The organism is Buchnera aphidicola (Macrosiphoniella sanborni) (genome assembly GCF_005080885.1).
Lineage (GTDB): Bacteria > Pseudomonadota > Gammaproteobacteria > Enterobacterales > Enterobacteriaceae > Buchnera > Buchnera aphidicola_AU.
This window is the reverse complement of sequence record NZ_CP034864.1, coordinates 134097-161049: the sequence shown is the minus strand read 5'-3', so window position 1 is coordinate 161049 and position 26953 is coordinate 134097. Positions and strand designations below refer to the sequence as shown.

Here is a 26953-nt window from a genome sequence, read left to right as displayed (position 1 = left end):
CATAATTATCTATCCACATCAGACATAACAAAATCTATACTTCCTAGATATACAATTAAATCTGATATTAAACTTCCGCGAATTACTGAAGGTATTTGTTGTAAATGTGGAAAACTAGGTGTACGTATTCTTGTACGATAACTCATAGTACCACCGTCACTAATCAAATAATAACTATTAATTCCTTTAGTTGCTTCAATCATTTGAAAACTTTCATTTTCTGGAATCACTGGTCCCCAAGAAACTTGTAAAAAATGAGTAATCATTGTATCAATGTTTTGTAATACACATTCTTTGGAAGGAGGAGTACTTAATGGATGATCAGATTTAAAAGGTCCTTCTGGCATATTATTTAAACACTGTTCTAAAATAAAAAGACTTTGATATACTTCTTCTACTTTTATCATAACTCGTGAATAAGCATCACTAATTCCTGTTCCTATTGGAACGTCAAAATTATAATTTTGATAACCAGAATAAGGCCTCATTTTTCTTATATCAAAATTTAATCCTGTTGCACGAAGTCCAGCTCCAGTAACACCCCATTCTAATGCTTCTTTTTTATTATATGCAGCAATTCCCTTCGAACGATTAATTAAAATACTATTTTTTAAAGCCATTGTGACGTAATATTTTAACCTTTTTGGCATCCAATTTAAAAATTCTCTTAATAAAATATTCCAACCTTTTGGTAAATCATTAGCAACTCCACCAATACGAAACCAAGCTGGATGCATACGAGCACCTGTAATTGCTTCGATTAAATCATAGATTTTTTGACGATCAGTAAAAGCAAAAAATACAGGAGTCATACAACCTACATCTTGAATAAAAGTAGAAATATATAATAGATGACTGTTAATTCTAAATAATTCTGACATCATTACTCTAATAACTTCTACTTTTTCTGGAACAGAAATATGCGCTAATTTTTCTACAGCTAAAACATAAGGCATTTCGTTAACACAACCTCCCAGATATTCAATTCGGTCAGTATATGGAATATAACTGTGCCATGATTGACGTTCTCCCATTTTTTCTGCTCCGCGATGATGATATCCAATATCTGGTACACAATCGACAATATTTTCTCCATCAAGTTGTAGAATAATTCTAAAAGCACCATGAGCTGAAGGATGATTTGGACCTAGATTTAAAAACATAAATTCTACATTATCATTTTTTCTTTTCATACCCCATAATTCAGGTTTAAACCTTAAACCTTCCATTTCAAGATCTTCTTTTGTTGTATTTAAAAAAAATGGTGAATATTCTGTTGCTCTTGCAGAATAATTTTTTCTCAAAGGATGACCCTGCCATGTACTGGGCATAATAATACGAGTTAAATTCGGATGTTTATCAAATACAATACCAAACATATCCCATGTTTCACGTTCATACCAATTAGCGTTAGGAAATAAATTAGTCAATGTTGGAACAATTAAATCATCTTCTGACAACGGTACTTTAATCATAATATCAGAATTGCGCTCAATAGATATCAAATGATAAAAAACTGAAAAATCAGCAGGAGGTAATTTATCACGATGAAATCTTAATCGTTCATCAATACCATGCAAATCGTAAAGCATTATATAAGGTGAAGATAAAGTATATAAAAATTTTCCAACATCTAATAATAATTTTTTATTAACCCAAATTATAGGAAAACCAGTGAGACTACTTTGATAACAACATAATTCTTCACCAAACATATCAAATAAAATTTTAATTATTGAATCTTTTTCAAGATTTTTTAACTCTTTTTTCAATAAAGGAATATTTTCTTCTTGTATTAAATTCACCATAAATTTCTCATTATACTTAAGTACTATAATTATTTATGAAGATGTAGTGTATATATTTTATTTAATAAAAAAAAATTTTAAGCATCAAGAATAATATTATAGTTTTTCATGATAATCTAAATTTTTTCTGCAGTAGAAAGATTAATAACATCAATTCTTTTATTTCTATTAATCTTCTTTTCAGATACCATTTTTTTATGATATATACCCTGTTCTCCTACAACCCAAGATAATGGGCGTCTTTCTTCATTAATTAATTTTTGCAATAACATTAAACCTTGCATATATGCTTCTGGACGCGGAGGGCAACCCGGAATATAAATATCAACTGGTAAAAATTTATCTACTCCTTGAACAACAGAATAAATATCATACATGCCACCAGAATTAGCACATGCTCCCATAGAAATGACCCATTTAGGTTCTAACATTTGATCATATAATCTCTGAATAACTGGTGCCATTTTTATAAATGGAGTACCTGCAATAACCATAACATCAGCTTGTCTTGGAGATGCGCGTAAAACTTCAGATCCAAAACGTGCTACATCATGTATAGATGTAAATGAAGACACCATTTCTACATAACAACAAGATAATCCAAAATTATAAGGCCAAAGAGAATTTTTTCTCCCCCAATTAACTAATTTATGCAAAAATTGAGTAATTTTCCCCATAAAAATATTTTTTTTTATATATTGCTCAATAGGATCTGAAACAGATTGAGATGTTTGTTGTGGATATTTTTTTTTATCTTTATATTCCGCACGCGTTAAAGTGTATTTCATATTATATTCCATCAAATTAAAAAATAAAATTTAAAAAATTCTTAATCTTTAAGACGATACCCATGTTAATGCTTTCATACGAATTAAATAAAATAATGCTAATATAAAAGATATAGCAAAAGCAGAAGATTCAAAAAAACCCATCCATCCAGATTCATAAACACTTACAGACCAAGCATATAAATACAATGATTCAACATCAAAAATAACAAAAAACATAGCAACTAAATAAAATTTTACAGAAAAATGTAAATGAGTATTTTTAGATGCAACAATTCCTGATTCAAAAGGAGTATTTTTATTTCTAGAAGAAGAACGACCACCTAAAATTCCACTTAACAAAAGCATAAAACAACAAAATCCTAAAGAAGAAATAATAAAAATAAAAAAAGATAAATATTCGTTAATTATTATTGACTTTTGCACTATATCTTCCTTACTTCCTTAAGAAAAATTTATAATATATAATTTTAAAATATATATATTTAAATATATTTTTATTAATATTATTAATTTAATTAAATAATTTATTATAACATTAATTATATTAACTAAAAAAAATAAAGTACTAATTTTACTATACTAAAACTTTATTTTTTTTTTAGCCCTTGATGCATGAAAAAGCGACCCCATCTAATAATCATTCAATATTAAAGAAAATCTCATAAAAATATATGACTCATTAAAAAACAAAAAAATGAACATATTAAGATTACAAACCAAACTTTATTCAAGGAGAAATTTTAATGGGTAAAATTATTGGTATTGACTTAGGAACAACTAATTCTTGTGTTGCTATTATGGATGGCAATAAACCTCGTGTTTTAGAAAATTCTGAAGGTGATCGCACTACACCGTCAATTATCGCGTATACTCAAGAAGGAGAAGTCCTAGTAGGACAACCTGCAAAACGTCAAGCTATAACCAATCCAAATAATACATTATTTGCTATTAAACGTTTAATTGGAAGAAAATTTGCAGATGACGAAGTACAACGTGATATTAAAATCATGCCTTACAAAATTGTCAATTCTGATAATGGAGATGCTTGGATTGATATAAAAAAACGAAAAATGGCACCTCCTCAAATTTCTGCAGAAGTATTAAAAAAAATGAAAAAAACTGCAGAAGATTATTTAGGAGAGACAATTAAAGAAGCTGTAATTACAGTTCCAGCATATTTTAATGATGCTCAACGTCAAGCTACTAAAGATGCAGGAAGAATTGCTGGACTAGAAGTAAAAAGAATTATAAATGAACCGACAGCTGCAGCTCTTGCTTATGGTTTAGATAAAGGTCAAGGAAATAGAACAATAGCAGTTTATGATCTAGGTGGTGGTACTTTTGACATATCTATTATTGAAATTGATGATGTTGATAAAGAAAAAACATTTGAAGTGCTTGCAACTAATGGAGATACCCATCTCGGTGGAGAAGATTTTGATAGTAGATTAATTAATTATTTAGTATCAGAATTTAAAAAAGAACAAGGAATAGATTTAAGAAATGATCCATTATCTATGCAACGTTTAAAAGAATCTGCAGAAAAAGCAAAAATAGAATTATCATCTGCACAACAAACAGATGTAAATCTTCCTTATATTACAGCAGATGCTAATGGTCCTAAACATCTAAATATAAAAGTAACACGAGCAAAATTAGAATCTTTAGTTGAAGATTTAATAATACGTTCAATTGAACCACTAAAAGTTGCTTTAAAAGATGCAGGATTATCAGTTTCGGATATACATGATGTAATATTAGTTGGTGGTCAAACAAGAATGCCTATGGTTCAAAAAAAAGTTGCAGAATTTTTTGGGAAAGAACCTCGAAAAGATGTCAATCCTGATGAAGCTGTAGCAGTTGGTGCTGCAGTTCAAGGAGGAGTTCTTTCCGGAGACGTTAAAGATGTCTTGTTATTAGATGTTACTCCTTTATCACTAGGAATTGAAACAATGGGTGGTGTAATGACTTCTCTTATAAACAAAAACACTACTATTCCTACTAAACATAGTCAAGTCTTTTCAACAGCTGAAGACAATCAATCCGCAGTGACTATTCATGTATTACAAGGTGAACGTAAAAGAGCATCAGATAATAAATCGTTAGGACAATTTAACTTAGATGGCATTGAACCAGCACCTAGAGGGACCGCACAAATTGAAGTAACATTTGATATTGATTCAGATGGAATATTACATGTATCTGCAAAAGACAAAAAAACAGGAAAAGAACAAAAAATTACTATAAAAGCATCTTCTGGATTGAACGAAGAAGAAATTAAAAAAATGGTACATGATGCAGAAGTTAATTCTGAAGCAGATCAAAAATTTGAAGAATTAATTCAAACAAAAAATCAAGGTGATCAATTAATTCATAGTGTAAAAAAACAAATACATACAAATAAAGAATCTATTGATGAACAAACTAAAAAAGATATTGAACTGGCTTTAAAACAGCTAGAAACAGCATTAAAAGGAGAAAATAAGCTTGATATCGAAAAAAATATACAACATCTATTACAACAATCATCTAAAATAAAAGAAATTAATCAAGAAACATCAAACATAAATAAAAAAGATGAAAAAAAATCTTCTAACACAAAAGACGAAAATATTATAGATGCAGAATTTGAAGAAGTTAAAGACTCGAAAAAATAATTAATTTTATTAAATATTCATAATGTTATCATGGAACTTAAACAAGCACGGGCGTAGAAAATTATCTACGCCCGTGTAATTTATTTTAAAATCAGGAAGCGTAAGTAAGAATGGCTAAACAAGACTACTATCAAATTTTGGGAATTTCAAAATCAGCTCAAGAACGTGACATTAAAAAAGCATATAAAAAACTGGCAATGAAATATCATCCTGATAGAAATCAGGGAGATAAAACAGCTGAAGAAAAATTTAAAGAAATTAAAGAAGCTTATGAAATCTTAATCAATGAAGAAAAAAGAAATGCATACGATCAATATGGACATGCGGCTTTTGAAAATGGTCAATCTAATAGTAGTACATACAGCAGTTTTACTAGTTCAGCAGATTTTAGTGATATTTTTGGAGATGTTTTTGGTGATATTTTTGGAGGTAATAGAACACAAAGAAACAGAAAAGGATCCGATTTATGTTATAATTTAGAAATTATATTAGAAGAAGCTGTTAAAGGTACTAAAAAAGAAATTAAAATTCCTACTCTTCAAAAATGTAATATATGTTATGGTAGTGGCACTAAAACCGGAACAAAACCACGTTTATGCTCTATATGTCATGGAAAAGGACAAATACATACTAGAAAAGGTTTTTTTACTGTACAACAATCATGTCCTAAATGTGGTGGAAAAGGTTCAATTATTTCACATCCTTGCAATATATGTCGCGGAAAAGGAAGAGTAGAAACATATAAAAGACTATCAGTTTCCATTCCACCAGGAGTTGATACAAATGATCGAATCCGTCTTAACAACGAAGGAGAACCCGGTATTAATGGTGCACAATCTGGTGATCTTTATGTGCAAATTACAGTTAAAAAACATCCCATTTTTGAAAGAGAAGAAAATAATTTATACTGCGAAGTTCCTATTAACTTTACTATGGCTGCATTAGGTGGAGAAATAGAAGTTCCTACACTAGATGGAAAAGTAAAACTCAAAATACCATGCGAAACACAATCAGGAAAACTCTTTCGTATTCGAGGAAGAGGTGTAAAATCAATACAAAATAGACATCAAGGTGATTTATTGTGTCGAGTTGTAGTGGAAACACCAGTCAACTTAAATGATAAACAAAAAACTCTTTTACATGAATTAGGAGAAAGTTTTCATGGTTTTCGTGGTGAAAAAAATAGTCCACGTTCAAAAAGATTTTTTGATGGAGTAAAAAGATTTTTTGACGATTTAACAAAATAAATTATTATAAAGTATTGCTTCTGGAAAACATTAGAGGCAATACTAATTAGAGGAAATACTACTACAGTATTAATTTTTACACATCTTATTAATTTTCAATGAGAAATTCGATTTATAACGCGCAGCTTTATTTTTATGTATTAAACCTTTATTAACATGACTATCAAGAATAGGCTGCATTTCTTTAAATGCATCTTCTGCTATTTTTTTATTTCCAGAAATAACTGATTTTCTTACTTTTTTAATAAAAGTGCGAATCATTGAGCGTCGACTAGAATTTTGTTTTCGACGATTTTCAGATGTTATCACATCTTTTTTAGAAGATTTAATATTAGCCATTTCAATCCCTCAATTTAAAAATTAAACATTTATTTGAAAAAAATTTTTTAATGAATATACTAAAATAGTATATTTAGTATATTACTAATATTACTAATATTACTATTAATTATATTAAAAAATATTATAATATCTTTAATAGCACATTTTAAAATTCAGTTCACTTTATTTTAAAAGGTCAACTTCATAATATGAAGATTATACGAGGTATTCATAATATCCAAGATATTTCTTTTCATTCAGTTATTACTATTGGAAAATTTGATGGTATACACTTAGGTCATCAAAAACTATTTTTAAAAACTTATAAAATAAGTGCACAATATAAATTATTGAGTATAGTAATTTTATTTGAACCTCAACCATTAGAATTCTTTAAAAAAAATAATTCCCCTATTCGCATTACAAAATTTCGTGAAAAAGTAAAATGGATTTCATCTTATAATATTGATAAGATTTTATGTATTAGATTTAATCAATCTTTTAAATCTGTAAAACCACAAGATTTTATCACAAATATATTAATAAATAAACTACACATGAAATTCATAGTAATAGGTAATGATTTCAGATTCGGATTTAATAGAAATGGAAATATTGAACTTTTAAAAAAATTAGGAGATAAATATAAATTTAGTATTATAAAAATACGCTCTTTATATAAAAAATCTATGAAAATTAGCAGTACTAATATTAGAAAAGCACTATCTAAAAATAATATAAAATTAGCAAATAATTTTCTTGGTCGTCAATTTAGTATTTCTGGTAAAGTTATTCATGGAGATAAATTAGCTAGAACTATAAATTATCCAACAGCAAATATACGTTTAGATCAAAAATTTTTATTAAATCATGGTGTATATGCTGTTAAAATAAAATGTTCTATTAATAAAAATTTTTTAGGAATATCTAATATTGGTGTAAAACCTACTTTTATGAAAAATACAGTAACATTACTTGAGGTACATTTATTTAATACTAATATAGATTTATATGGAAAATACATAGAAGTTTTCATATATAAGAAAATACGTGATGAACAACTATTTTCTTCAAAAGAAGAATTAAAAAATCAAATATTTCAAGATATTATAAAAGTTAAAAAATATTTTAAAATTAGTTAAAATTTAAAAAAAGAGAATACAATGGATGATTATAAAAAAACTTTAAATTTACCAAAAACTAAATTTTCAATGAAGGGAAATCTTGTAGAAAAAGAACCAAAAATATTAAAAAATTGGAATGATAATCAATTATATAAGCTAATTAGAAAAAAAAAAGAAAGAAAAAAAATATTTTTTCTGCATGATGGTCCACCATATGCAAACGGAAATATTCATATTGGACATGCAATCAACAAAATTTTAAAAGATATTATTATCAAATCTAAAAATATGTCTGGTTTTGATGCTCCATATATTCCATCTTGGGATTGTCATGGATTACCAATTGAGCAAAAAGTAGAAAATAAAAATGATATTCATCTAAAAAAGATATCTACTTTAACATTTCAAAAAAAATGTAGAGAATATGCACAAAAACAAGTTAATAAACAAAAAAAAGATTTTATTCGGTTAGGAGTCATAGGAGATTGGGAAAATTCTCATCTTACAATGAATTTTAAAAATGAAGCGGATATTATCCGAACTTTATCTGAAATTATTAAAAAAAAATATGTATATCAAGATTTTAAACCTATTTATTGGTGTATTGAATGTTCATCATCATTATCTGAAGCAGAAATTGAATATTTTAAAAAAAAATCAGATTCAATTATTGTTGCTTTTACATCTAAAGATCCATTAGGAATAAAAAAGTTATTTGATTGTTCATTATTGAACAACAAAAATATTTATTTACCTATTTGGACTACAACACCATGGACTCTACCATCTAGCAAAGCTATTTCAATACATCCGCATATTCAATACCAATTAATAGAAACTAAACAATATTATATCATTATAGCAAAAGAACTCGTTCAAAATATATTAGATACACTAAAAATTAAAAAATGGAAAATTGTAAATTCTATTAAAGGAAGTATTTTAGAAAATAAAATATTTTTACATCCTTTTTTAAAAGATATTAATATACCTGTAATATTAGGAAAACATGTTAGTTGTGAATCTGGAACTGGAGCTGTTCATACCGCACCAGATCATGGAATTGATGATTATATAGTTAGTCAAAAATACAATATTAGAACAAGTAATTTAGTAGATTTTCAAGGAAAATATATTACTAATATACATGAGAAATTAGATCATATAAATGTTCTACAAGCTAATCCAGTTATTATAAAATTATTAAAAAAAAATAACTCATTATTACATCATGAATCTTTAATACACAGTTATCCACATTGCTGGAGACATAAAACTCCTATAATATTTAGAGCTACTCCACAATGGTTTATAAATATAGATAAAAATCAACTGAGAAATACATTGCTAAAAGAAATCAAGAAAGTTGAATGGATCCCTAATTGGGGAGAATCAAGAATCAAAGATATGATTCAAAAAAGACCTCATTGGTGTATTTCTAGACAAAGACAATGGGGTGTACCAATGTCTCTTTTTATACATAAAGAAAAAAAAACACTACATCCTAATACTTATAATTTAATGCAAAAAATAGCAAAAAAAGTAGAATCTGAAGGCATACAATCATGGATCAATATCAATCCCAAAGAACTTTTAGGTATAGATTATTATTTATATGATAAAATTCCAGATATATTAGATGTTTGGTTTGATTCTGGAAATACATACACATCAATAACATATAAAAATAAAAAATATAATATAATAAATCAAGCCGATATGTATTTAGAAGGATCAGATCAACATAGAGGTTGGTTTATGTCTTCACTTATTATTTCAACATTAATTAAAAAACAAGCACCATATTCTACAGTATTAACTCATGGATTTGCTGTCGATGGAAATGGACAAAAAATGTCTAAATCTGTAGATAATGCTATTAGTCCTAATACAGTAGTCAATACATTAGGAGCAGATGTTCTAAGATTATGGGTTGCATCTTCTAATTATTCTAATGATATTTCTATTTCTAATGAAATATTAAAAAATTCATCTGATATGTATAGAAGAATTAGAAATACTGCACGTTTTATATTAGCAAATATTACTGATTTCAATCCTAAAACAGATTTAATATCTAAAGATAATATGATTCTATTAGATAAGTGGGCAATAGGACAAACTCTCATAGTACAAAAAGAAATTATTAATTTTTATCATAACTATAATTTTCATGGAGTAGTTCAACGCTTAATGTATTTTTGTTCCATAGAAATGGGTTCTTTTTACCTCGATATTATAAAAGACAGACAATATACTCTACAAAAAAATAGCAAAGCTAGAAGAAGCTGCCAAACAGCAATGTATTATATTATTCATTCACTTGTTAGATGGATTGCACCTATACTCTCTTTTACTGCTCATGAAATATGGAGTTATATACCTGAAACTGATTCTCAATATGTATTTACGGAAGAATGGTTTGATAAATTATTTTATTTAAAAAAAGATGATATATTTAATTACGGATTTTGGAATGACATTTTTAAACTAAAAAATGAAATAAATAAATTTATAGAAGATAAAATAAAAAATAAAATCATTAATAATTCACTAGAAGCTGCTATTATATTATATGTTTCTAATTCATATCTAGAAAAATTAAAAATTTTAGGAGAAGAAATAAAATTTATATTTTTAACTTCATCAGTAGAGATTAAACGATATGATACTGCTCCTTTAAATATAACAAAAAATCAAAATATTGATCAATTAAAAATTGATTTATATAAAATACAAGGAGAAAAATGTCCAAGATGTTGGCATTATTTTTCTTTTAGTGAAAATAATATAAAAAACAGCAATATATGCCATCGTTGTATTTTAAATACTATGGGAAATGGTGAAGAACGTATATTTATATGATAAAAAAAAATGTCGAATAATATAAAACAATATTTATCTATAACTGTAATATTATTTATTATTATTATAGATATATTAAGTAAAAATTGGATTATTAGAAATATTGAATTATATGATACAAAACAAATTTTTTCAATTTTAAATTTTTTTCATATACATAATTATGGTGCAATATTTAGTTTATTTTCTAATGAAAAAGGATGGCAAAGATGGTTTTTATCTATTATTAGCTTATTAATTATACTTATAATAGTAAGAACAATGAAAAAATTAAAAACACAAGAAATAAATCAAATTCTAGCCTACTCTCTCATGATTGGAGGAGCAATAGGAAATTTAATCGATAGAATTTTTTATGGTTTCGTTATAGATTTTATTGATTTTCATATTAACAACTGGCATTTTGCAATATTTAATATAGCTGATTGTAGTATTTTTTTAGGAATTGTTATATTTTTAAAAATAAACTATAAAACATAAAAATAAAAAATTTCATATAATATTGAAATTCTATTAAAATATATACTCTGGAGATCATATATTGAACATTATATTATCTAATCCCCGAGGTTTTTGTGCAGGAGTAAAAAGAGCAATTTTAATAGTTGAAAAAGCATTAAAATTTTACAAAAAAAAAATTTATGTTCTCCATGAAATTGTTCATAATGAATATGTTATTGATCAATTACGTCGTCGAGGAGTAGTTTTTGTTGAAAAAATTTCTCAAATTCCAGATAATTCTATAGTTATTTTTTCAGCACATGGAGTCTCAAAAAAAACTATAAAAAAAGCTAAAAAAAAAAAATTAATTATCTTAGACGCTACTTGTCCATTAGTGAAAAAAGTGCACATAGAAGTATCAAAATCTAGCCAAAAAAATATAGAAACTATTCTAATTGGTCATAAAGGACACCCTGAAGTAGAAGGTATATTAGGTCAATATACTAATAAAAATAGCAAAATACATCTTATAGAATCTATCGAAGATATAAATGATTTATCTATCAAAAATGATAGAAAATTAAATTTCTTTACACAAACTACTTTATCTATTCGAAATACTACAAAAATAATTGCTTCTTTAAGAAATAAATTTCCTCAAATTTCGAGTCCTCCTAAAGAAGACATATGTTATGCAACAACTAATCGTCAAATAGCTGTTAATCAATTATCTAACAAAGTTAATATGATACTTGTTATTGGATCAAAAAATTCTTCTAATTCTAATCGTTTAGCAGAATTAGGACGAGAAAATGGAATATTCACAAAACTAATAAATTCTTTTGTTGATATCAAAACAAAATGGTTAAGAAACGTAAATTATATTGGTATTACAGCGGGTGCATCTGCACCAGAAATATTAGTTAAAGAAGTTGTTGAATACTTGAAAAAATTAGGAGCTCATGAATCCATAGAAATGTTAGGTATTCAAGAAAAAACAGTTTTTCAACTTCCTAAAAAAATATCAAATACTAAAATATTTTTAGAATAATATAGGAAAAAAATGAATAATAATACTCGTATTGCAATCACTGGTCCATTAGGACGTATGGGTCAAACACTTATTAAAGAAATCACAAAAAATCAAAAAACATCTTTAACAACAGTATTGATTCAAAAACATCATCCATTAATTGGACAAGATATTGGAGAAATTCTTGGTATAGGAAAAATTAACGTACTTATTAACGACGAATCTAATATTAAAAATAGTCATTTTGATGTTTTAATTGATTTCACTAAACCTAGTAGTACACTAAAATATTTAAAATATTGCAATAAATTCAAAAAAAATATTGTTATTGGAACAACTGGATTTTCAGAACAAGAAATGCAAATTATGAAAACATATTCTCAAAATATTGCAATGATAATATCATCTAATTTTAGTATAGGAATCAATTTAATATTTCAATTGATTCAAAAAACTACTCAAATTATAGGACAAAATTCTGATATTGATATTATTGAATATCATCATCGAAATAAAGTCGATGCTCCTTCAGGAACAGCTTTAGAAATAGGGAGAATTATATCAAATATAATGAATTGGAACTTAGATGAACATTCTTTATATTATAAAAAAGGAATAACAGGAATTAGAAAAAATAAAAAAATTGGATTTTCTATGATTCGTTCTGGAAACATTATTGGAAAACATACTGTGATGTATTCTAGTCCGGGTGAAGAAATAAAAATAACACATACTGCATCTAGTAGAATATCTTTTGCTCAAGGAGCTATACGTTCTGCTTTATGGATACAACAAAAAAAATCAGGACTGTTTAACATGCAAGATGTATTATCATTTTAATAATAAAATTAATATGAATTTATATCATCATAATAGACAAAAACATTAATTTTAGTTAAAATAAAATCTAACTAGTACAATACTAACAATAAAAATTTTAATATAAAGAGTCGTTTTTGGAGGGTACTTTGAGCCAATTAGCGGTACTAGTTTTAGAAGATGGAACTAGATTTCATGGAAAATCTATCGGAGCAGAAGGAAGCACTGTAGGTGAAGTTGTTTTCAATACATCAATTACTGGTTATCAAGAAATAATTACAGACCCTTCTTATTCACATCAAATTATAACGTTAACTCATCCGCAAATTGGAAATGTAGGAACTAATGTTCAAGATGCGGAAGCATCTAAAATTTATGCTCATGGTCTTATCATTCGTGATTTATCAACTATTCCTAGTAATTATAGAAATCAAAAAAGTCTTCATTCTTATTTAAAAAAAAATAATATTGTTGCAATATCGGATATTGATACAAGAAAATTAACTCGTATTTTACGTACGAAAGGTTCACAAAATGGATGTATTATAGAAGATAGAAAAGAAAATTATAGTATAGCACATAAAAATGCTAAAAATTTTTTGAGTTTACAAGGTTTAGATTTAGTAAAACAAGTATCTACTAAATTAATTTATCATTGGAATGAAGGTAGTGTATCTTTAAATAAAAAAAAAAATCTTACTGTCAAGAAAGAAAAACTTTTCTATCATGTTGTCGTCTATGATTTTGGAGTTAAGAGAAATATATTACGTATGCTTGTAGACAGAGGATGTTATTTAACCATTGTACCAGCAACTACTGATCCACAAACTGTTTTAAATTTATCACCAGATGGAATTTTTTTATCAAATGGACCAGGTGATCCAAGACCTTGCTATTATGCAATTCATGCTATACAAACTTTTTTAAAAACTGATATTCCAATTTTTGGAATATGTTTAGGTCACCAGTTACTTGCTTTATCTAACGGAGCTAAAATAATAAAAATGAAATTTGGACATCATGGAGGAAACCATCCAGTTAAGGATATAAAAAATAATCGTGTAATAATTACAGCACAAAATCATAGTTTTACTGTAGATATTAACTGTTTACCAAATAATATAGAAACTACACATACTTCTCTTTTTGACGGAACTTTACAAGGACTTGCTTTGACTAACAAATCAGCTTTTAGCTTTCAAGGTCATCCAGAAGCTAGTCCAGGACCACATGACGCCTCATCTTTGTTTGATCATTTTATTCAACTTATTATTCGTCGAAAAATTAAAACTCAGTAATTAATTAGGGAAAAAAAATGCCTAAATCTACTGATATAAAATCAATTTTAATTCTTGGAGCTGGTCCAATAGTGATTGGACAAGCATGTGAATTTGATTATTCAGGTGCACAAGCTTGTAAAGCTTTAAAAGAAGAAGGATATAGAATTATCCTTGTTAATTCTAATCCTGCTACTATTATGACAGATCCTTGTATGGCTGATGCAACATACATTGAACCTATTCACTGGAAAATAATTAAAAAAATTATTAAAAAAGAAAAGCCAGATGCACTATTGCCAACTATGGGAGGTCAAACTGCACTAAACTGTGCTTTAGAATTAGATAATAAAGGTATTTTAGATTTATATAATGTAAAAATTATAGGCGCTACAGTAGATGCAATAAAAAAAGCTGAAAATAGAAAATTATTTGAACATGCGATGAAAAAATTAAAATTAGAAACTGCTAAATGTGGTATTGCTCATAATATACAAGAAGCTTTTTCGGTTTTGAAAACCGTTGGTTTTCCATGTATTATTCGTCCTTCTTTTACTATGGGTGGAAGTGGAGGAGGCATTGCTTATAATCATGAAGAATTTAAAAAAATATGTCAAAGAGGATTAAAATTATCTCCCAATACAGAACTTCTGATTGATGAATCACTTATAGGTTGGAAAGAATATGAAATGGAAGTGGTACGAGATCAGAATGATAATTGTATTATCGTATGTTCTATTGAAAATTTCGATCCTATGGGTATACATACAGGTGATTCTATCACCATAGCTCCTGCACAAACACTTACAGATAAAGAATATCAAATTATGAGAAATGCTTCTATGTCTATTTTACGAGAAATAGGTGTAGAAACAGGAGGTTCTAATGTTCAATTTGCAGTGAATCCAAAAAATGGTCGTATGATTGTTATCGAAATGAATCCTAGAGTATCTCGATCTTCTGCTTTAGCATCTAAAGCAACAGGATTTCCTATTGCAAAAATAGCAGCAAAATTAGCTGTAGGATATACTCTAGATGAGTTAGCAAATGACATTACGGGTATCAATACAACTGCATCTTTTGAACCATCAATAGATTATATAGTTACTAAAATTCCAAGATTTAACTTTGAAAAATTTTTTGGATGCGATGATAGACTAACTACACAAATGAAATCTGTTGGAGAAGTTATGGCTATTGGTCGTACTTTTCAAGAATCTATACAAAAAGCTATTCGTGGTTTAGAAATAGGTGCTACTGGTTTTGATTCTAAAATATCTGATGTTAATTCTGATAATTTAATTAAAATTAAACATGAATTAAAAAATGCAGGATGTGAACGTCTTTGGTATATAGGTGATGCATTTCGATTTGGAATGTCTATAAATGATGTGTTTGATTTAACATTAATTGATCCATGGTTTCTTAGTCAAATTGAAGAAATTATTTTGTTAGAAAAAAAGATTATAAAAAAGGGATTTGTTGGATTAATACATAACTTTTTTTACTTTATTAAAAGAAAAGGTTTTTCTGATCAACGTATTGCAATATTAACTAAAAAAAAAGAAAGTGAAATAAGAAAATTACGTTATAAATTAAAATTACATCCTGTATATAAAAGAATTGATACATGTTCAGCAGAATTCTCTACTGAAACATCATATATGTATTCAACATGGGAAGATGAATGTGAATCTCAACCAAACAAAAATAACAAAAAAATTATAATATTAGGAGGTGGTCCAAATCGTATAGGACAAGGTATAGAATTTGATTATTGTTGTGTACATGCTGCGCAAGCTTTAAGAGAAGATGGTTTTGAAGCTATTATGATTAATTGTAATCCTGAAACAGTCTCTACTGATTATGATATTTCAGATCGTTTATATTTTGAACCTATTACATTAGAAAATGTTTTAGAAATAGTCAGAATAGAAAAACCCAAAGGCGTAATTATTCAATATGGTGGTCAAACACCATTAAAATTAGCTCGTGATTTTGAAAAAGAAGGAGTGCCTATTATAGGAACTAGTCCTGATGCTATTGACAATGCTGAAAATAGATTTCGTTTCCAAAAAACTATTACAAAATTAAAATTAAAACAACCTTTAAATGCAACTGTATTAAATCTAGAAGAAGCATATAAACAAGCTGAAATTATCGGATATCCAATCATGGTTAGACCATCTTATGTATTAGGTGGAAGAGCTATGGAAATTATTTATGAACCATATACTTTAAAAAAATATTTTAAAAATATATTACAATCAAAAAATACTACCCCTATTTTATTAGACCAATATTTAAACTATGCAACAGAAGTTGATGTTGATGCTATTTGTGATGGAACCATAGTTTTAATTGGTGGCATTATGGAACACATTGAACAAGCCGGAATACATTCAGGAGATTCTGCATGTTCATTACCAGCATACACCTTAACTCAAGACATTCAAAATAAAATTAGAAAACAAGTAACACAGCTGGCTTTTGAATTATCCGTACAAGGATTAATGAATGTACAATTTGCTATTAAAAAAAATGAAATCTATATTATAGAAGTCAATCCAAGAGCATCTAGAACAGTACCATTTGTCTCAAAATCAACTGGTCTTGCATTAGCAAAAATTTCTGCACGAGTTATGTGTGGTAAAAAGCTATCAGAACAAGGTTTTGTAAAAGAAGTTATTCCTACATATTTTTCAGTCAAAGAAGCTGTTCTTCCATTTGATAAATTCCCAGGTGTTGATCCTATATTAGGTCCAGAAATGCGTTCTACAGGAGAAGTAATGGGTATTGGAAAAAACTTTTCAGAAGCTTTTTCTAAAGCTATGTTAGGATCTCATACAAATATGAAAAAAACAGGAAGAGTTCTTCTTTCAGTCAGAAATGATGATAAAAAAAATATTGTCAATTTAGCAATGAAATTAAAAAAGACAGGATTTCAAATAGATGCTACAAAAGGTACATATATAGCATTAAAAAAATCTGGTATTTCATCTAGATTAGTAAATAAAGTACATGAAGGTCGTCCTCATATACAAGATCGTTTAAAAAATGGAGAATATTCTTATATTGTGAATACAACCTCATCTTCTCAACAAACAATAAAAGACTCAAAATTAATATGTCGCAGTGCGCTTCAATATAAAGTACACTACGATACAACTGTCAATGGTGCTTTTGCGACTATAATGGCTCTCAATGAAAATCCAACTAAAAATATTAAATCTTTACAAGAAATACATAAAAAACTAGAATTATTATATAAAAAAAAATAATTACTTCTTAATTAAATTAAAAGATATTTATAAATATGTTGTAAAACATATTTATAATATATACTTATAATATAAAAAGGTTTTAGTATTTATATGAATATTAGTTTAATTGCTGCTATATCTAAAAATTTAATTATTGGATATCAAAATAAAATACCTTGGTATATTCCTGAAGATTTAAAATGGTTTAAAAAGAAAACAATATACAAAAATATAATTATGGGCCGTATGACTTGGGAATCTATTTTAAAACCTTTGCCAGATCGTAGAAATATAGTTATTAGTAAAAATAAAATTGAACACACAGATATTATTTGGTGCAATTCAATAACTCAGGCAATATCTAATGCAATATCTAATGTAAATATGTCTAAAAAATATCATCAAGAAATTATGGTGATTGGTGGAGCTCAGATATATAAGAAAATGTTATTTTACGCTAACAAATTATATTTAACTCATATAGATATCGAAATTATTGGAGATTCTTATTTTCCTGAATATAAATTATATCCATCATGGAAAGTATTATTTAAACAAAATAACTTGACAAGCAAATGTAATTTATATAATTATTCTTTTGAAATTTTATCAAGATAATATTAATTATAATTAATCATTATGAATAAAAGACTGAAAAAACCATTTTTTATCTTCCCATCGAAATATCATTAATTCTTCTCCCCAACAACATCCTCCATCTAAAGAAAAAAAAGGTTTAGGAATATGCGTTCCTTTTAGAGAAGACCAATGTCCAAAAAAAATAGAATAAATTTTTGGGATTTGAGATGGAATTAAAAACCATGGCTGTAAAGGAAATGGAACAAGCTTTGGAGATGTCTTATATAACATATTTAACCGACTATCAGGATAACAGTATCTCATTCGTGTACATGCATTAAAAGTATATCGTAATTGATCTAATTGATTTAAATGTGAACTCCAAAAATCTATATTATGAGCATATATTCTTTTTAAAAAATCAACATAATTATCTTGTGATAAACATTTTTCAAAAGCTGATGTATATATTTTAGCCATACTGATATTCCATTGAGGACTAATTCCGGCATGAGACATAATAATATTTCTTTTTTTATCAATTTTTAAAAGAGATTGACAACGTAGCCAATTGATTAATTCAAATCGATCTGATGCAGAAAGAAATTCATCAAAATAATTTTCTTTTTTATTTTTTTTTACACCAGCATGTACTGCAATCAAATTTATATCATGGTTACCCAAAACAATCTGAACTTTATTTCGTAATGAATAAAGATATCTTAATACTTTAAGAGAATCTGGTCCTCTTGATACTAAATCACCCGCAACCCATAAATTATCTTTTTCATGATTAAAACATACTTTTTTTAAAAGAATTTTCAATTCTTTATAACAACCGTGAATATCACTTAAAAAATATGTACTCATATTTTACTGTCCTTACTATAATCAAAATTAGTTTTTGAAGAATATTTTATTTTTTTATATAAATTATTAGCTAATTGACAATATTTAATAATAGAAATATTTTCAGCTCTTAAATTAGGATTAATTTCTAATTGCACTAAATCTTTTTCAGAAAAAAATATTTTTAAACTGTGACGTAATATTTTTCTTCTATTTTGGAAAGCATTTTTTGTAATACTACTTAATAAATTAATATCATAAACAAAATAAGGAGAATGAATATGAGGAGTTAAGTTAACAAACACAGAATGGACTTTAGGAATAGGATAAAAATTTTCAGGTTGAATATATAATAATATTTTAATATTACAATAATATTGAGCTATAATACTTAAACGACAATAGTTTTTATTTCCTGGTACAGCAACCAATCTTTCAGCAACTTCTCTTTGCAGCATAAAATTCATATCTTGAATAATATTAATATTTTGAAATAAATGTGTTATTAAAAGTGTAGAAATATTATATGGCAAATTTCCAAAAATACGAATTAATTTATTGTTTTGATTAAATATATATTTATAATCAAATTTTAAGGCATCTTGGCAAAAAACTATTAATTTAGGATAAAACAACTCTTTTTTTAAAAAAAATAATATATTAGGATCTATTTCAATAACAATTAATTTTTCTAAAAATCTACATATTGGCTTTGTTAATGCACCTAAACCCGGACCAATTTCTAATAATATTTGTTTTTTCTTGGGATTAATAATTGTAATAATACTTTGTACAATTTTTTGATTTATGAGAAAATTTTGTCCGAATTTTTTAATAGGAAATATATTTTTATATTTTTTTTGTGTCATAAATTTAAAATAAATATATAAATAAAAGTTATGTGAATGTATTATAATTATCTTATAATTTTATATAAAATTTTCTTTTTAAATCTTCTAACCATCTTTTTTCTAATATTTTTTCAGTTAATAAAATATTATAGACTTACTTCTTTTTTAAAATCAAAAAATGATTAATTCGACATATATCTAAAAATTTAAATATATACTATCCAAAATCAAATTTTATAGATTTACTAAAATTATTACTATTTAAATATATGTAGTATCTTTTTAAAATTAATATTAAACAATTTTATTTATATATAACCTAAATTATCTTTTTTACAAAAGAAATAAGAATTACGAGAAAATATTCTACAACATGATTAAAACTATATGTTTTTAATATTGTTAAATATATTAAAAATATTTTTTTAGTTCAAAATCTTTCAAAAAAATATAGATATTTTTATAAAAAATATCGTAGATAAAATTCATTTATAATATTCTTTTAATCACTACTAATATTATTAATTTTTAATATAATATCTTTTATCCCTTAAAATTAACCCTAATATTTCTTTTGATTTAATAATTTTTAATGTTTTAAAAAATTAATTATATATATCAAATCCAGAACATTTTTTTACTAAAAAATATGCTATTCTTTTGTAAAGTCACGAAATAATTTTTCGAAATCATGATTATTTTGAGTAACTATGTAATTTTCTATTTTTTGAATTTAATTAATTTTTTTATTATCATCACTCTTTAAAATAAGTAATAAGTAAAAAGATATAACTTAAATTTATTTTTTGAAATTTTTATGTTCTTGAATTAATTTATTTAAAAAAATATTAACTTTTTTTTCTGAAATTTTAACAAGTTTGTAAAGTTCTTAATCTTCTATTATTTTAATTTTAAATAATGTTATAATAATGTTTGTAATGATGATGTTTTGGTTTTGTATTATATAAAAAAATTTTGTTTTTTAAACTCTTTTATACTAATATTTTTTAGAAAAATATTTTTTATTATAATATCAATTCGTCTTTTATGAACTTTAATATTTATTCTCTAATTCTTTAAGATTCCTATAATATTAAAGAATCTATAATTAATTATGAATAACTTGTTCTTGTAAAGCATATTTTGTAAAAGAGAATTTAATATTTTTATCATCTTTTTTTTAAAACTGATATGACTTTATGCACATTACCATTAAATATAACTATGATTATTCACAAGAACCAGAATATTATATACTAGATATTTTTTTCCAAACATTAAAAAAACTAGCAAAAATATAAAAAATTATAAAAATAAATAATTTAATTTTTATTTTGTCCTAATAAAAATTTAATAATGATTATGTTTTATTGCTTTTTATACAAAAAATATTTATATTTTTTTACAAAATAAATAAATTATAATATTCTTCTTGAGGTTACTTTAAAAAAAATATAAAGTATAAAATCTTTTTATGAAATTTTCTTTATAATATAAAAAAATAAAATAATGAGCATTTATGGAATCTTGGATAGAATTTTTTATAACACAATCTTTAACATATTCTCTTCTATTAGTTGGTATAGTTTCTTTTTTAGAATCTCTTGCTCTAGTAGGACTGTTACTACCTGGTATCATTTTAATGACTACATTAGGTACATTCATAGGTGATGGAAGATTATTATTTTATCCTGCTTGGATCGCTGGGACAATTGGTTGTCTACTTGGAGATTGGATTTCATACTATATTGGATTATATTTTAAGAACTGTCTTACCAACTTCTATTTTTTAAAAAATAATCAAATATTAGTTAAAAAAATTAAATCTGTATTACACAAACATAGTATAATTGCTATTATTCTTGGAAGATTTATCGGACCAACCAGACCATTAATGCCAATGATGTGTGGTATGCTTAAATTATCATTAAATAAATTTTTTTTACCAAGTATTATTGGATGTATACTTTGGCCTCCGATATATTTTTTTCCTGGTATAGTAACAGGAATTACTATTAATATACCACAAAATTCAGAAAATAATTATTTTAAATGGTTTTTGCTGACTATTGCAATACTAATATGGATTGGAATATGGCTATTATCAAAATGGTGGAAAATAAGAAAAATTAATAAAAGAAATTCTTCTTTTTTCAACAAGAATAAAATCGGATTTTTAGCATTATTTGCAATAATATCTGGGATTATAGGTTTAATCGCTATACAATTTCATCCTACAATGTTAATTTTCAGAAAGATCTTTTTTACTATATTATTAGGATCATGATTTAATTTTTTTAAATAAAAAAATTTTAATATATATTTAATTAAGCATATATAAAATCAATATGTAATAATTTTGATTTAAATACATGTCTTTGAATATTATGAACTTTTACTGTATATGTTTCATTATCAATTAATAACAAAAGATTTTCTTGATAAAACTCTGATTTTTTTTGTAAATTAAAAACAGAATTATGATCTAATATTAGTAAAATACTATTTTTATTAATTCCATATAAAATTCCAGGGAATTTGTTATTAATTCTTAATTTTCTACTAAAACTTGTACCTTTCTCTTTTCTTTGTTCAGCTTGAAGCTTTAACATATTAAACCTCTATTATATTATTATTGTTTTAATTATATTTTTGCGATCTTAACCAAGAGATTTCCTCTTTCCATATTTTAGGATTAATAGTTTCTAAAATCATTGGAATATTATGAAAATTCTTATTGTTCATAATCCAAGTAAAAACTAATTTTCCTATTTCTCCTAAACCTAAACTTTCATGGCGATCAATACGACTATTAAATGGTTTTTTAGAATCATTTAAATGCATGCCTTTTAAATATTTCAATCCTATTATATCATTAAACTTTTTAAAAGTATTTTTACAATCTTCTTTAGTTCGTAAATCATATCCTGATGCAAATAAATGACATGTATCAATACATACTCCTATTCTAGATTTATTTTCAACATTTTTAATAATCTCTGCTAAATGTTCAAAACAATATCCTACATTTGTTCCTTGTCCTGCAGTATTTTCTAAAACTGCTATAACATTTTGAGTTTTTTCTAATACAATATTAATAGAATCAGAAATTCTTGATAAGCAGTTAATTTCAGTAATTTGATTTAAATGACTGCCTGGATGAAAATTTAAAAACATTAAACCTAGTTGATTACAACGCATCATTTCATTTAGAAAAAGATCTTGAGATTTTTTTAATTTTTCATTAATCGGATGACCTAAATTCATCAAATAACTACTATGAGGTAAAATCTGTTTAGATGTAAATTGATATTTTATACATAAATTTTTAAAAGCATCAATTTTTTCTTGAATTAATGGTGGAGAAAACCATTGAAGTTGATTTTTAGTAAAAAAAGAAAAAGCTGTTGCGTTAATTTGAAAAGCACGTAAAATTGTTTTTTCTAAACCACCAGCAGAACTAATATGTGCGCCGATATAGTTCATTATTTTCCTTTTTTTAACAATAATATTTTAGTATATAAAAATAATTATATATTTAAATTATTAAAAAGATATAATTATGAATAAATGTGTATTTTCATTTAAATTAAAATATAAAAATATAATACTGATAAAATTAATTTTAATCAATCAGAATTCATTTAGTATTAAATTTAATATTTTAATTTTAATAATATAATTAAATATATTTCTATAAAAATTTATTATATATTAAATTTTATTATTTTCTTATTCATTTTACAATATGATTAAAATGTATTTACATAACTATTAATATTTTAAAATTTTTTTGTTAAAATCAAAAATATAATTTTCGCAAATTAATAATTATCTTTTTTTAAAAAAATATCATTATTTTCTCTTTAAAATAACATATAAGAATTATCTTTTATATAAAATTTCTTTAAAGTAATTCTATTAAAATATATTTTTAAATATTTATATTTATTCATCTTTATTAACCATAAACACATAACATGTGCATTAAATATTATAATAAAAAATAAAGATTTTTTCTATTTATGGATATAAAATGAAACATAATCATAATAATTTTTATAATTTAATTGAAACATTGCAAAAATACTGGTTAAAACAAGGATGTACTATTTTTCAACCATTAGATCTTCCAATTGGAGCTGGAACATTTCATAAAGCAACTTTTCTCGGTACAATTGGACCAGAACCAATTAATGCAGCATATATTCAAGCTTGTCGTAGACCTACAGATGGAAGGTATGGAGAAAATCCTAATCGATTACAATATTATTATCAATTTCAAGTAATTATTAAACCTCCTTTAGATAATATTCAAAATATTTATTTAAATTCGTTAAATCTATTAAACATTAATGAAAAAAAAAATGATATACGTTTTGTAGAAGATAACTGGGAAAATCCTACATTAGGTGCATGGGGAATCGGTTGGGAAGTCTGGTTGAATGGAATGGAAATTACTCAATTCACGTATTTTCAACAAGTAGGTGGAATAGAATGTAATCCTGTAACTGTTGAAATTACATATGGTTTAGAAAGGATTGCTATGCATATGCAAAATAAATCTAATGTATATGATCTAATTTGGAATAAACATAAAGATCAGAAAATAACTTATGGAGATCTTTTCCAAGATAATGAAATAGAACACTCAGAATATAATTTTCAGTTTTCTGATATTAATTTTTTATTTAATGTTTTTGAAAAATATTTATCTGAAGCAAAAAAATTAATTAATTTAAAAAAACCACTATTATTAGTATCATATGAACAAATATTACAAGCTAATCATATTTTTAATTTATTAGATGCAAGAAATGTGATCTCTTCTAATGAAAGACAAAATTATATTTTACGCATTCGCAAATTAACCACTCAAATTGCAAAAATATACTTATATAAAAGAGAAAAATTAGGCTTTCCATTATGCAGTAATAAAAGAGAAAAATAATGAAAAAACAAACATTATTAATTGAAATTGGTACTGAAGAATTACCTGCTAGATTAATTGATCAAATATGCTTTAATTTTTATAACAATTTTGTTAAAGAACTTAACATGCTTAACATTACATATAAAAAAATTGCATATTTTTCTACTCCAAGAAGACTTGCATTAAAAATTCAAGATATTAATACACAAGAAAAATTTATTGAAATACAAAAAAAAGGTCCATCTGTAATAAATGCTTATGATCAAAATGGATATTTAACTAAATCAGCAATTCATTGGTTGAAACATTGCAAAATTAATATACAAGAAACTACACGTTTAAAAACTAATAAAGGAGAATGGTTGTTATATAAAAAAAAACAAAAACAAGAAAAAATAGAACTTTTAATACCTAAAATAACTGAATCAGCACTTAAAAAAATTTTTTTAATTAAACCAATGAGATGGGAAATAAGTAATCAGAAATTTTTTCGACCTATTCGTAATATTGTTATGTTATTAGATAATAAGATTATCTTAGGAAAAATATTTAATATTAATTCTCAAAGAATTCTGCATAATCATATCGCTTTTAAAGAAAAAACAATAGTAATTAATAATGCTAAAGATTATCCTACTATTCTTTTTACAGAAAATAATATTATCGCTGAATATACAATCCGAAAACAAATAATTATAAAAAAAATTGAAGAAAATGCAAAAAAAGTTAATAGTTTTATAAAAACTAATAATATTTTGATCGATGAAATAACTTCTTTAGTAGAATCACCTACAGCATTTTTAGCTACTTTTAAAAAGAAATTTCTTAAAATACCTCCTAAAATACTTGAATATGTTATAGAAAAACAACAAAAATGCATTCCTTTATATAATTCTAAACAAAATATTCTATCATATTTTATTTTTGTCTCGAATATTAATCCTGCTAAACCCAAAAAAATTATTACAGGAAATGAAAAAGTTATGCATGCTAGACTTGCAGATATTAATTTTTTTCTTAATAATGATCGAAAAACCTCGTTAGAAAATCATCTTATTTCGTTAAAGCAAGTTTTATTTCAAAACGATCTTGGTTCGTTATATGACAAAACATTTCGTCTTAAATATCTCATAAAATGGATTTCTCAGTATAATTTTAGTAATATAGAAGATGCAATGAGAGCAGCGATGTTATCAAAATGTGATCTTGTAACAAATATTGTATGTGAATTTCCTGACTTACAAGGTACTATAGGTATGTATTATGCTTTAGAAAATCAAGAAAAAAAGGATATTGCTTTAGCTCTTGAAGAACAATATCTACCATGTTTTTCAGGTGATAAACTTCCAAAAAGTTCTATAGGTTGTGCATTATCTATCTCTGACAAAATGGATACTTTATCAGGAATGTTTCATATAGGTAATATTCCCAGTTCAAATAAAGATCCATTTGCATTAAGACGTTTAGCTATTGGAATACTACGTATTATTATAGAAAAAAATATACCTTTAGATTTAAAAAAATTAATTTCTCAAAGTCTTTTGTTATATGATAATAAATATATTAATCATTCAGATTTATCTGATCAAATATTTACATTTTTTATATCTAGATTATTTTACTGGTATCAAGAACTAGGATATAGCGTAAATATTATTAAATCAGTATTATCATATGAATTAACACAACCTATAGACATTCATGCAAGAATAAAAGCAATAACTTTTTTTCAAAAATCAAAATATTTAGAAACAATAATATTGTTTATTAAAAGAATAATAAATATTTTAGAAAAAGAAAAAAAAATACTTTCAGGTAACATAAATATCAAACTAATGAAACAAGAAGAAGAAATTATCTTATTCAATAAGATACATGATTTTAATAATCATACAAAAACTCTATTTTTAGAAAAAAAATACAAAGATATTTTGTTTAAAATTAAAGATTTTGAAAAACCTATATATAATTTTTTTGAAAAAGTTAAAATATATCACTCTGATGCTCATATATGTTTAAATCGATTACTATTATTAAACTATTTAAAAAAAATTTTTTTTAAAATAACAAACTTTTCTCATTTATATTAAATATT

At 25.0% G+C, this 26953-nt stretch carries 21 protein-coding genes; 13 read left to right on the top strand and 8 right to left on the bottom strand.

Translation table 11 applies throughout. The features are described 5' to 3' along the window. Positions 1-5 precede the first annotated feature (5 nt). The 3 genes from nuoC to ndhC all read right to left on the bottom strand — a co-directional run bounded on the left by nuoC (position 6) and on the right by ndhC (position 3025). Positions 6-1808: an NADH-quinone oxidoreductase subunit C/D gene (gene nuoC, locus D9V74_RS00720; protein WP_158362363.1), complete on the bottom strand. Its 1803-nt coding sequence runs from the start codon at positions 1806-1808 to the stop codon at positions 6-8. A 116-nt stretch (positions 1809-1924) separates the two neighbouring features. After that, a complete protein-coding gene (locus tag D9V74_RS00715; protein WP_158362361.1) occupies positions 1925-2596 on the bottom strand; it encodes a NuoB/complex I 20 kDa subunit family protein in 672 nt (223 codons plus the stop codon). Between the two features lie 48 nt (positions 2597-2644). After that, positions 2645-3025: an NADH-quinone oxidoreductase subunit A gene (gene ndhC / locus D9V74_RS00710; RefSeq protein ID WP_158362359.1), complete on the bottom strand. Its 381-nt coding sequence runs from the start codon at positions 3023-3025 to the stop codon at positions 2645-2647. A gap of 317 nt (positions 3026-3342) precedes the next feature. Between ndhC and dnaK the strand changes: the two genes are divergently transcribed. Together dnaK and dnaJ are read left to right on the top strand one after the other, a co-directional pair. After that, positions 3343-5256 (top strand): molecular chaperone DnaK, encoded by a 1914-nt coding sequence (dnaK, locus tag D9V74_RS00705; RefSeq protein WP_158362357.1) that lies wholly within the window; start codon positions 3343-3345, stop codon positions 5254-5256. Positions 5257-5366: 110 nt separating this feature from the next. Further along, a complete protein-coding gene (gene dnaJ, locus D9V74_RS00700) occupies positions 5367-6503 on the top strand; it encodes a molecular chaperone DnaJ (protein WP_158362355.1) in 1137 nt (378 codons plus the stop codon). 69 nt (positions 6504-6572) lie between these two features. Here the strand turns inward: dnaJ and rpsT are convergent, their stop codons facing one another. After that, positions 6573-6842 carry a 30S ribosomal protein S20 gene (gene rpsT, locus D9V74_RS00695; RefSeq protein ID WP_158362353.1) on the bottom strand — a complete coding sequence of 90 codons (270 nt, stop codon included), beginning with the start codon at positions 6840-6842 and terminating at the stop codon, positions 6573-6575. A 191-nt stretch (positions 6843-7033) separates the two neighbouring features. Between rpsT and ribF the strand changes: the two genes are divergently transcribed. From ribF to folA, 8 genes are all read left to right on the top strand, one after another. After that, positions 7034-7966, top strand: a complete 933-nt coding sequence (gene ribF / locus D9V74_RS00690) for a bifunctional riboflavin kinase/FAD synthetase (protein WP_158362351.1) — start codon at positions 7034-7036, stop codon at positions 7964-7966. Between the two features lie 21 nt (positions 7967-7987). Then, complete coding sequence (gene ileS / locus D9V74_RS00685) at positions 7988-10813, top strand: isoleucine--tRNA ligase (protein ID WP_158362349.1); 2826 nt, start codon at positions 7988-7990, stop codon at positions 10811-10813. A gap of 9 nt (positions 10814-10822) precedes the next feature. Further along, on the top strand, positions 10823-11293 hold the full coding sequence (gene lspA, locus D9V74_RS00680; RefSeq protein ID WP_158362347.1) for a signal peptidase II: 471 nt from the start codon (positions 10823-10825) through the stop codon (positions 11291-11293). A 61-nt stretch (positions 11294-11354) separates the two neighbouring features. Continuing rightward, on the top strand, positions 11355-12305 hold the full coding sequence (ispH, locus tag D9V74_RS00675; protein ID WP_158362345.1) for a 4-hydroxy-3-methylbut-2-enyl diphosphate reductase: 951 nt from the start codon (positions 11355-11357) through the stop codon (positions 12303-12305). A gap of 12 nt (positions 12306-12317) precedes the next feature. Next, complete coding sequence (gene dapB, locus D9V74_RS00670) at positions 12318-13127, top strand: 4-hydroxy-tetrahydrodipicolinate reductase (protein ID WP_158362343.1); 810 nt, start codon at positions 12318-12320, stop codon at positions 13125-13127. A gap of 128 nt (positions 13128-13255) precedes the next feature. Beyond that, positions 13256-14404, top strand: a complete 1149-nt coding sequence (gene carA / locus D9V74_RS00665; RefSeq protein ID WP_187308547.1) for a glutamine-hydrolyzing carbamoyl-phosphate synthase small subunit — start codon at positions 13256-13258, stop codon at positions 14402-14404. A 17-nt stretch (positions 14405-14421) separates the two neighbouring features. Further along, complete coding sequence (gene carB, locus D9V74_RS00660) at positions 14422-17664, top strand: carbamoyl-phosphate synthase large subunit (RefSeq protein ID WP_158362339.1); 3243 nt, start codon at positions 14422-14424, stop codon at positions 17662-17664. A gap of 93 nt (positions 17665-17757) precedes the next feature. Beyond that, complete coding sequence (gene folA / locus D9V74_RS00655; RefSeq protein WP_158362337.1) at positions 17758-18264, top strand: type 3 dihydrofolate reductase; 507 nt, start codon at positions 17758-17760, stop codon at positions 18262-18264. A gap of 12 nt (positions 18265-18276) precedes the next feature. On the opposite strand, the gene apaH is transcribed toward folA, so the two are convergent. Both apaH and rsmA read right to left on the bottom strand, forming a co-directional pair. Next, complete coding sequence (gene apaH, locus D9V74_RS00650) at positions 18277-19095, bottom strand: bis(5'-nucleosyl)-tetraphosphatase (symmetrical) ApaH (protein ID WP_158362336.1); 819 nt, start codon at positions 19093-19095, stop codon at positions 18277-18279. After that, on the bottom strand, positions 19092-19943 hold the full coding sequence (gene rsmA, locus D9V74_RS00645) for a 16S rRNA (adenine(1518)-N(6)/adenine(1519)-N(6))-dimethyltransferase RsmA (RefSeq protein WP_158362335.1): 852 nt from the start codon (positions 19941-19943) through the stop codon (positions 19092-19094). The genes apaH and rsmA overlap by 4 nt, the downstream gene beginning before the upstream one ends. A gap of 1501 nt (positions 19944-21444) precedes the next feature. Between rsmA and D9V74_RS00640 the strand changes: the two genes are divergently transcribed. After that, a complete protein-coding gene (locus tag D9V74_RS00640) occupies positions 21445-22212 on the top strand; it encodes a DedA family protein (RefSeq protein WP_158362334.1) in 768 nt (255 codons plus the stop codon). Between the two features lie 40 nt (positions 22213-22252). On the opposite strand, the gene rplY is transcribed toward D9V74_RS00640, so the two are convergent. After that, a complete protein-coding gene (gene rplY / locus D9V74_RS00635) occupies positions 22253-22537 on the bottom strand; it encodes a 50S ribosomal protein L25 (protein ID WP_158362333.1) in 285 nt (94 codons plus the stop codon). A gap of 28 nt (positions 22538-22565) precedes the next feature. Next, positions 22566-23411: a deoxyribonuclease IV gene (gene nfo, locus D9V74_RS00630; protein WP_158362332.1), complete on the bottom strand. Its 846-nt coding sequence runs from the start codon at positions 23409-23411 to the stop codon at positions 22566-22568. A gap of 550 nt (positions 23412-23961) precedes the next feature. Between nfo and glyQ the strand changes: the two genes are divergently transcribed. Together glyQ and glyS are read left to right on the top strand one after the other, a co-directional pair. Continuing rightward, entirely contained in the window at positions 23962-24876 is a 915-nt protein-coding gene (glyQ, locus tag D9V74_RS00625) for a glycine--tRNA ligase subunit alpha (RefSeq protein WP_158362330.1), read from the top strand. Continuing rightward, a complete protein-coding gene (gene glyS, locus D9V74_RS00620; protein WP_158362328.1) occupies positions 24876-26948 on the top strand; it encodes a glycine--tRNA ligase subunit beta in 2073 nt (690 codons plus the stop codon). The genes glyQ and glyS overlap by 1 nt, the downstream gene beginning before the upstream one ends. Positions 26949-26953: the final 5 nt, after the last annotated feature.